The organism is Pseudoalteromonas sp. SR45-5, from assembly GCF_014163565.1.
GTDB classification, from domain to species: Bacteria; Pseudomonadota; Gammaproteobacteria; order Enterobacterales; family Alteromonadaceae; genus Pseudoalteromonas; species Pseudoalteromonas distincta.
Genome location: NZ_JACJDN010000168.1, coordinates 1 through 6,947 on the forward strand (window position 1 = coordinate 1; position 6,947 = coordinate 6,947).

Genomic DNA, 6,947 nt, shown 5'->3' on the forward strand with positions numbered 1-6,947 from the left:
GTTAGCGCAACTTCAGGTAATACAAAGTTATCGACTACATCACCGGTCAGGTTACGTGCTGTTGTTGGCCCCATACCTGGTAGCATTAAATAGGCGCCATCACCTACGCCCCATACACCCAACGTTTGTCCAAAGTCTTCATCGACTATTTCAAGACCTAGTGAGCTTGCAACATCAAAGATACCAAACAGACCGACAGTAGAGTTAACTAAAAAGCGTGCTAAGCTCACACTTGCATTACCCGGTTTACCTTGCAAACCCGCATTGATCATATCTACAGGTGCGGTGATATTACCTGTAAAATTAACAATACCGTTTCTTACCGGTACAGGCGTTACTTCAACATAACCTACAGCAACTGGGCGCAATAAATAAGCATCCAGTACATCCATATTAAAGTCATATAATGGACGATTAATACTTTGCAGCGGATCTCTGTCATCTACTTTGCTTTGAGGTACTTGAGCACAGCCGGCTAGTATCAATAAACATAAAAAAGTAAAACTGTGTTTTAACATCTAACGTCCTTAAGGTATTAATGTATCAATTTGAAGTTGGTAGTCACTTACACTTTCACGCTTTAACGCCTGTGAATGACCTTCTAGCTCACCAGAGCTTGGCATAACAGAGTCATCGATAGAAATACGCGCCGAAATAATAATATTTTCTGCACTAGATAAGTTAAGCCCTGCAACCATTGCACTACTATCACTCAACTCAACTGTAATTGGAAATGAATATTTAGTCAGCTTAACAGCAGCTAATGGCATAGGTGAGCCAGTTGCAGCTTTTGCAAATATAAACAAAATACCGTCTTTTGGCTGTTTATCAATAAGCTCTTTTGCAATGTCGACTGTAACTGCAATAGCACCCGTTGTAGTAGTAACTGGCATAACTGAGCCTTCACTTTGCATTTGCTGCTCAATATCAGCAATACGTTCGGAGATCATGTTATAACGTGAATCATTTTTTTCCATGCTCGCCAATAAAACTTCAAATGCAGTTTTAGCTTGCGGCCAATCTTTACGCTCATACGCTATCAGCGCTAGTAACGAAATAGCATCTAAATTAGTAGGCTCAACGTTTAGCACTTTTGAAAGCATACCTGCCGCGCGAGTCATATTAGCTTCGCTACCTTCAAGTAATAAAACCTGACTGTAACTAATAAGAACCTGCATATTATCAGGGTTCATACGTAGTGCTTTATCAAATGACTGCTGCGCCATGTCAAATTCATTAAGCGACATAGCCACTCGACCAAGTAGCATCCAAGCAACTTCATCATCGCCAGAGCGGCTAAGTTTAGTACGAAGCGCCAATGCAAAAGCCTGCAGCTCATTTTGACTAAGCGGCTCACCTTTTTGCATTACAGCACGCTCGCCATAATCAGCTAAATTATCCATTGCGTCATGCCAAGCCGAAATTTGCTGCTGACTGCCTGTAAAACTATAAAAAATCCCTGTAAGTGCAAGAACAAATGCACCGCCTGTTAAAGCAAAAATACGGTTATTACCTTTGCTGTTAAGTGATTTCTCTGGTGATAGCTCGTTCAATAAGCGACGTTTTAATTCAACAATTGATTCTGCGTGATTTACGCTATCAATGCGTTGATTATCTAAATCAGTTTGCAAATCGACTAAACGCTGCTCATAAATACTAATTAATTCAGCATTGGCGTTATGAGTAATCGTTTGAACACGCTCTTTTTTTAAAAAAGGTATCATAACAAAGCTAAGAGCAACCAGTGTGAGTAAGGCAAAACACGCCCACATTAAAATCATTTAGCTTTGCTCCTGACGTTTATTTTGTTCAATTAGCTTCGCTAGCAGCATTTCATCGTCGCTGCTCCATGTTTGTTTTACTGATGCTTTTCGTTGGCGAATAACAATAAAACCAAAGCCAACAATTACAATTAACACAGGTAGTACCCACAGCACTAAAGTCGCTGGTGTAACGGGTGGGTCGTAATGAACAAAATAGCCAAAGCGGTCAATCATATAATCAATCACTTCGTCTTTACTTTTACCTTCTTTAACCAATACGAGTACTTTATCGCGCAAGTCTTTAGCAACAACAGCGTCGGAGTCCGCAATGTTTTGATTTTGACACTTAGGGCAACGTAGCTCTTTGGTTAACTCTTCAAACAATATTGCTTGTTTGTTGTTATCAAATTGATAGCGATCTTGCTGTGCAAACGCACCCATGCTTACAAAAAGGCTAAGCGTAAGTAGTAACCACTTCATTATTTAAGCTCCTGCATAATTGGCGCAAATTTAGCTCGCCATACTCGCGGATTTATATCACCGGTGTGATGTAACAAAATAGTGCCGTTTTTATCGACTAAAAAAGTTTCTGGCGCACCCGACACGCCTAAATCCAACGACAAAGTACGGTGTAAATCTAAAATATTAAATTGGTAAGGGTCACCTGCACGTTGCAGCATATCAGTGACTTCGCTGCGAAGTGATTGCATATCAAACGGGCCATCAAAATCAGAGTCGTAACCTTGTACGTAATATAGTCCAATAATTTTAACGCCTTGCTCACGTAACTTAGTTAAATAACCAAGTTCGACTAAACATGTTGGGCACCACGTACCCCATACATTTAATAAGTAAACTTCACCTTTTAACGACTCGTTGGTCCACTGCTTATTGTCTTGCATTAAATCAGGTAAATTAAACGCTGGCATTTCTTGACCTATCCGCCCTGTTTGAATTTCACGAGGGTTGGCAAAAAGACCTTGGTATAAAAATACACACACAAAAGCAAACACTAAAAGCGGCGCAATAGCTAAAATTTTACGGTTCATAAAACACTCTCCGGTACATCTTTACGGGCTGTTTTAGCTGATGTACGGTAACGTTTATCAAACAAAATCATGAAACCTGCAAATGACATAAGCACGCCACCAATCCATATCCAGCGTACAAATGGTTTATGATAAATGCGAAGTGACCATGCATCACCACTTAATTGCTCACCTAATGCTAAATATAAATCACGTTTAAAACCGGCATCTATTGCCGCCTCAGTCATAAACTGCATACCAATGTCATATTTACGTTTTTCGGCGTGTAAACGTGTTATTAGCTCATTATTTTTAAGCACAGATACAACGCCCGCATGACCGCTGTAGTTTGGCCCACGAATAGTTTTAACGCCATCAAAGCGATATTCATACTCATTAAGCTGTGCTATTTCACCCGGTTTCATCGATACATCTCGCTCTACTGAATAAGCCGAGGTAAGTGTTACGCCCGCAATAATAAATGCAATACCAATATGCCCAAGTACCATAGCCCAATAACTTACAGTAAAGCGTTTTAAGCCTTCTTTTAAGCTCCCGTGCACAGCTGCTTTGGTGTAAATATCAATCCCTGTTGATATTGCAATCCAAACCGCCAGTGTTGTCGCTAATAACGTAAGTGGTTTTACTAAATCGTAACTTGAGAATAACCAAGCGCAGGTAATCACAACACTTGCTAATACGCCCATTAATATTTTGTTTTGCAAAAAAGCCCACTTGTTTTGCTTCCAACGTAAAAGTGGTCCGATACCCATCAAAATAGCAAATGGTACTAAAATTATTGCAAACATCTTATTAAAAAACGGTTCGCCAATAGAAATGCTACCTAAGCCCATTTCTTTATGAACCATTGGCAACAATGTACCTAACATAACAATTAATGTAGCAACAACTAAAAATATATTATTGAGCCATAACGCCACTTCGCGCGATACCAGCTTGTATCGTCCTTCACTGTGAACTTGTGACACACGCATTGCATATAACGCCAAGCCACCACCGACCACTATGCCTAAAAAGGCGAGTATAAATAAGCCTCTATCGGGGTCTGTAGCAAACGCATGTACCGATACAATAATACCCGAGCGTACAATAAACGTACCTAGCAAACTTAAAGAGAATGCTGCAATTGCGAGTAATACTGTCCATGATTTAAATATACCGCGCTTTTCTGTCACACTTAATGAATGCAGTAATGCGGTTGCAACAAGCCAAGGCATAAGCGCTGCGTTTTCTACTGGATCCCAAAACCACCAGCCGCCCCAGCCTAGTTCTGAATACGCCCACCAGCTACCAATAGTAAGACCTAAACCTAAGAAACCCCACGCAGTCATCGTCCACGGGCGTGACCACTTAGCCCATGTGTTATCAAGTTTACCTGTTAACAATGCAGCTATAGCAAAAGAGAAAGCAACCGACAGCCCCACATAACCCATGTACAGTAATGGTGGATGAATAATCATACCTGGATCTTGAAGCAGCGGATTCAAGTCACGCCCTTCTACCGGAAAATAAGGAAGTAGGCGCTCAAACGGGCTTGAAAGCAGTAAGGTGTACATCATAAAACCTACACCTAAAAAGCCAAGTACACCCAGTACGCGAGCACGTAATACCCAAGGTAATGATTTAGAACGCGCTGCTACAGCTGCAGTCCAACCCGCTTGCATTACTAACCATAATAAAATAGCACCTTCATGACCGCCCCACGTAGAGGTGATTTTATAGTACCAAGGCAGCGTACTACTTGAATGATACGCTACGTAAGATACGGTAAAGTCGTCTGTTAAACTTGCATAAATAAGTGCAGCAAAAGAGATTAGTACAAAAGCAAACTGGCCTATTGCTAAAGATGGAGCCGCACGCATTAACCGAAGATTACCTGTATGCGCGCCCCAAAGAGGAAAAATACACAGTAAAACGCTTAGCACCATGGCAAGCGTTAAAGAAAAATAACCAATTTCTGGGATCATAGCTAATTACCACTATCTAAGTTGTATTTTGGTTTTTCGTGCTTAATACCTTTAACTGCCTCTGCAACTTCTGCTGGCATATATTCTTCGTCATGCTTTGCTAGTACTTCAAATGCTTCAATAACATTAGGCTCGACTAATACGCCCTGCGCTACAATGCCTTGCCCCTCACGAAACAAGTCTGGCAATATGCCTTGATAACGCACAGTCACTAATGGACCTGTATCTATTAGCTTAAAGCTTACTTGTAAGCTTTGTTCATTACGCTCAACCGTGCCTGGCACAACCATGCCGCCAATACGTAACTTTTGACCTATATGTGGTTTTTCTTTGTTAGGGCCTTTGCCATCAATTAATTCGCTTGGCGTATAAAAAAGATTAATATTTTCTTGCAGTGCATAAAGCACTAAACCAATTGACCCACCAATACCAAACAGTACGGCAATGATTACCAATAGGCGCTTTTTACGTCTTGGATTCATGAGATTTGTTCCTGCTTAGCTTTTTTAATTCGCGCTTCACGTATTATTTGTTGCTCCACTGAAGCCATAATACGCTTTGTGTCTCTCAAAGAGTTCACTAAAATACCGAGTAAAATAAGTGCGCATGTACCAAAAGAAAGCCAGACATAAAATCCATAACCTCCCATTGCAATAAAATCAGAAAAAGAGTCAAACTGCATAATTACCCCTTATTTAACAACGAGCGCACCCACGGTCGGTGCTTTTCACGTTGCAAAATTTCATTTTTAAGACGAATTAAAGTCACTGTTCCAACAAAAGCAGCAAAGGCTAAAATATTAACCATAAGAGGCCAAAACATACTTGGATCTATTGCTTTTGTGTCTAGCTTTGTAATGCTTGCACCTTGATGTAACGTATTCCACCACTCAACAGAGTAATGAATAATAGGTAAATTAATTACGCCAACAATTGCTAAAATAGAAGCCGCACGCCCTGCTGATTTCTTATCTTCAAATGCATGGTAAAGCGAAAGCACGCCAAGATATAAAAATAATAAAATAAGCTCAGACGTTAAACGTGCATCCCATACCCACCAAGCACCCCACATAGGTTTGCCCCATGCAGCGCCAGTAATTAGCGCTATAGCAGTAATACATGCACCAACAGGCGCAATAGCAATAACAGCAAGCTCGGCATTTCGTAGTTGCCATACAAGTGCAACAATGGCGGCAATTGCCATTGAGGAGTAGGCGCCCATGGATAAAATGGCAGAAGGCACATGAATAAAGATGATACGGTAGCTGTCTTTTTGTTGGTAATCGGCAGGTGCAAAACCAAGCCCCCATACCCATCCAACAATCATACTAACTACGGTAACTACGGCAAAATAAGGCAGTAACGTATTGCATAACTGGTATGCACGCTCTGCTTTAGCATAGGGATGTAACCACTTCCACATTAACTTACACTCACTTTTAAAGCTGACGATATGGCAATTGGTGCGCTAATAATAGCAATAAGTAACATTGCACCAAGGATGGCAAGCTGCCCACTATAATCCAGTGACATTGTACTGGTATCGATAGCCGACGTTGCAAAAATCAAAACAGGAATATACAAAGGCAGTACGAGTAAACTCATCAAAATACCTCCTTTTTGTAGCCCCACAGTAAGCCCTGCGCCTATTGCGCCAATAAAGCTCAATAATGGTGTGCCTAATAATAATGTTAAAACGGTTGCTGTTAATGCCGTACTTTCTAGGTTTAACAACAACGCAAACAACGGGGTCATTAATACAAGTGGTAAACCTGTTACCACCCAATGAGCAGCCACTTTAGCGAGTACGGTTAGCGATAATGGATAAGAGGATGCAATTAACTGCTCCAACGAGCCATCGTTAAAATCATCCCTAAACAACTTATCTAAACCCAACATGGTAGAGAGTAATGCGGCAACCCAAATAATACCTGGCGCCATTCTCGCAAGTAGACCGGGCTCAGGCCCTATTGCTAACGGAAATAATGAAATTACAATTAAGAAGAATAAAATAGGATTTACAATTTCGGCGCGCTGGCGAAACGCAAGTTTTACATCTTTGGTAAATACCGCACTAAATAGCAACCAATAAGAGTGTTGACGAGTCATTAGTGGCGATACTCCAGTGTAACCGTTTGTAAGTTACTAAAGTGGGTCGTTAAGTCTTGG

Annotated in this window: 9 protein-coding genes; all 9 read right to left on the minus strand. The window is 40.9% G+C overall.

The window, feature by feature from the left end; translation table 11 throughout:
* The coding region (locus tag H5072_RS08340; RefSeq protein ID WP_182693238.1) for a VacJ family lipoprotein at window positions 1-518 on the minus strand (518 nt) is incomplete at its 3' end.
* 9 nt (window positions 519-527) lie between these two features.
* A complete protein-coding gene (gene ccmI, locus H5072_RS08345; RefSeq protein ID WP_024595353.1) occupies window positions 528-1,781 on the minus strand; it encodes a c-type cytochrome biogenesis protein CcmI in 1,254 nt (417 codons plus the stop codon).
* Window positions 1,782-2,243: a cytochrome c-type biogenesis protein gene (locus tag H5072_RS08350; RefSeq protein ID WP_002959280.1), complete on the minus strand. Its 462-nt coding sequence runs from the start codon at window positions 2,241-2,243 to the stop codon at window positions 1,782-1,784.
* Window positions 2,243-2,812: a redoxin family protein gene (locus H5072_RS08355; RefSeq protein ID WP_024595354.1), complete on the minus strand. Its 570-nt coding sequence runs from the start codon at window positions 2,810-2,812 to the stop codon at window positions 2,243-2,245. Before H5072_RS08355 ends, H5072_RS08350 begins: the two co-directional genes overlap by 1 nt.
* Complete coding sequence (locus H5072_RS08360) at window positions 2,809-4,779, minus strand: heme lyase CcmF/NrfE family subunit (RefSeq protein ID WP_182693239.1); 1,971 nt, start codon at window positions 4,777-4,779, stop codon at window positions 2,809-2,811. Before H5072_RS08360 ends, H5072_RS08355 begins: the two co-directional genes overlap by 4 nt.
* A gap of 2 nt (window positions 4,780-4,781) precedes the next feature.
* Window positions 4,782-5,261, minus strand: coding sequence for a cytochrome c maturation protein CcmE (ccmE, locus tag H5072_RS08365; RefSeq protein ID WP_002959283.1), 480 nt, complete (start codon window positions 5,259-5,261; stop codon window positions 4,782-4,784).
* Window positions 5,258-5,461: a heme exporter protein CcmD gene (gene ccmD, locus H5072_RS08370; protein ID WP_002959284.1), complete on the minus strand. Its 204-nt coding sequence runs from the start codon at window positions 5,459-5,461 to the stop codon at window positions 5,258-5,260. The genes ccmE and ccmD overlap by 4 nt, the downstream gene beginning before the upstream one ends.
* Window positions 5,462-5,463: 2 nt before the next feature.
* Window positions 5,464-6,201: a heme ABC transporter permease gene (locus H5072_RS08375; protein WP_002959285.1), complete on the minus strand. Its 738-nt coding sequence runs from the start codon at window positions 6,199-6,201 to the stop codon at window positions 5,464-5,466.
* Complete coding sequence (gene ccmB / locus H5072_RS08380) at window positions 6,201-6,887, minus strand: heme exporter protein CcmB (RefSeq protein WP_002959286.1); 687 nt, start codon at window positions 6,885-6,887, stop codon at window positions 6,201-6,203. Before ccmB ends, H5072_RS08375 begins: the two co-directional genes overlap by 1 nt.
* Between the last annotated feature and the right edge of the window lie 60 nt (window positions 6,888-6,947).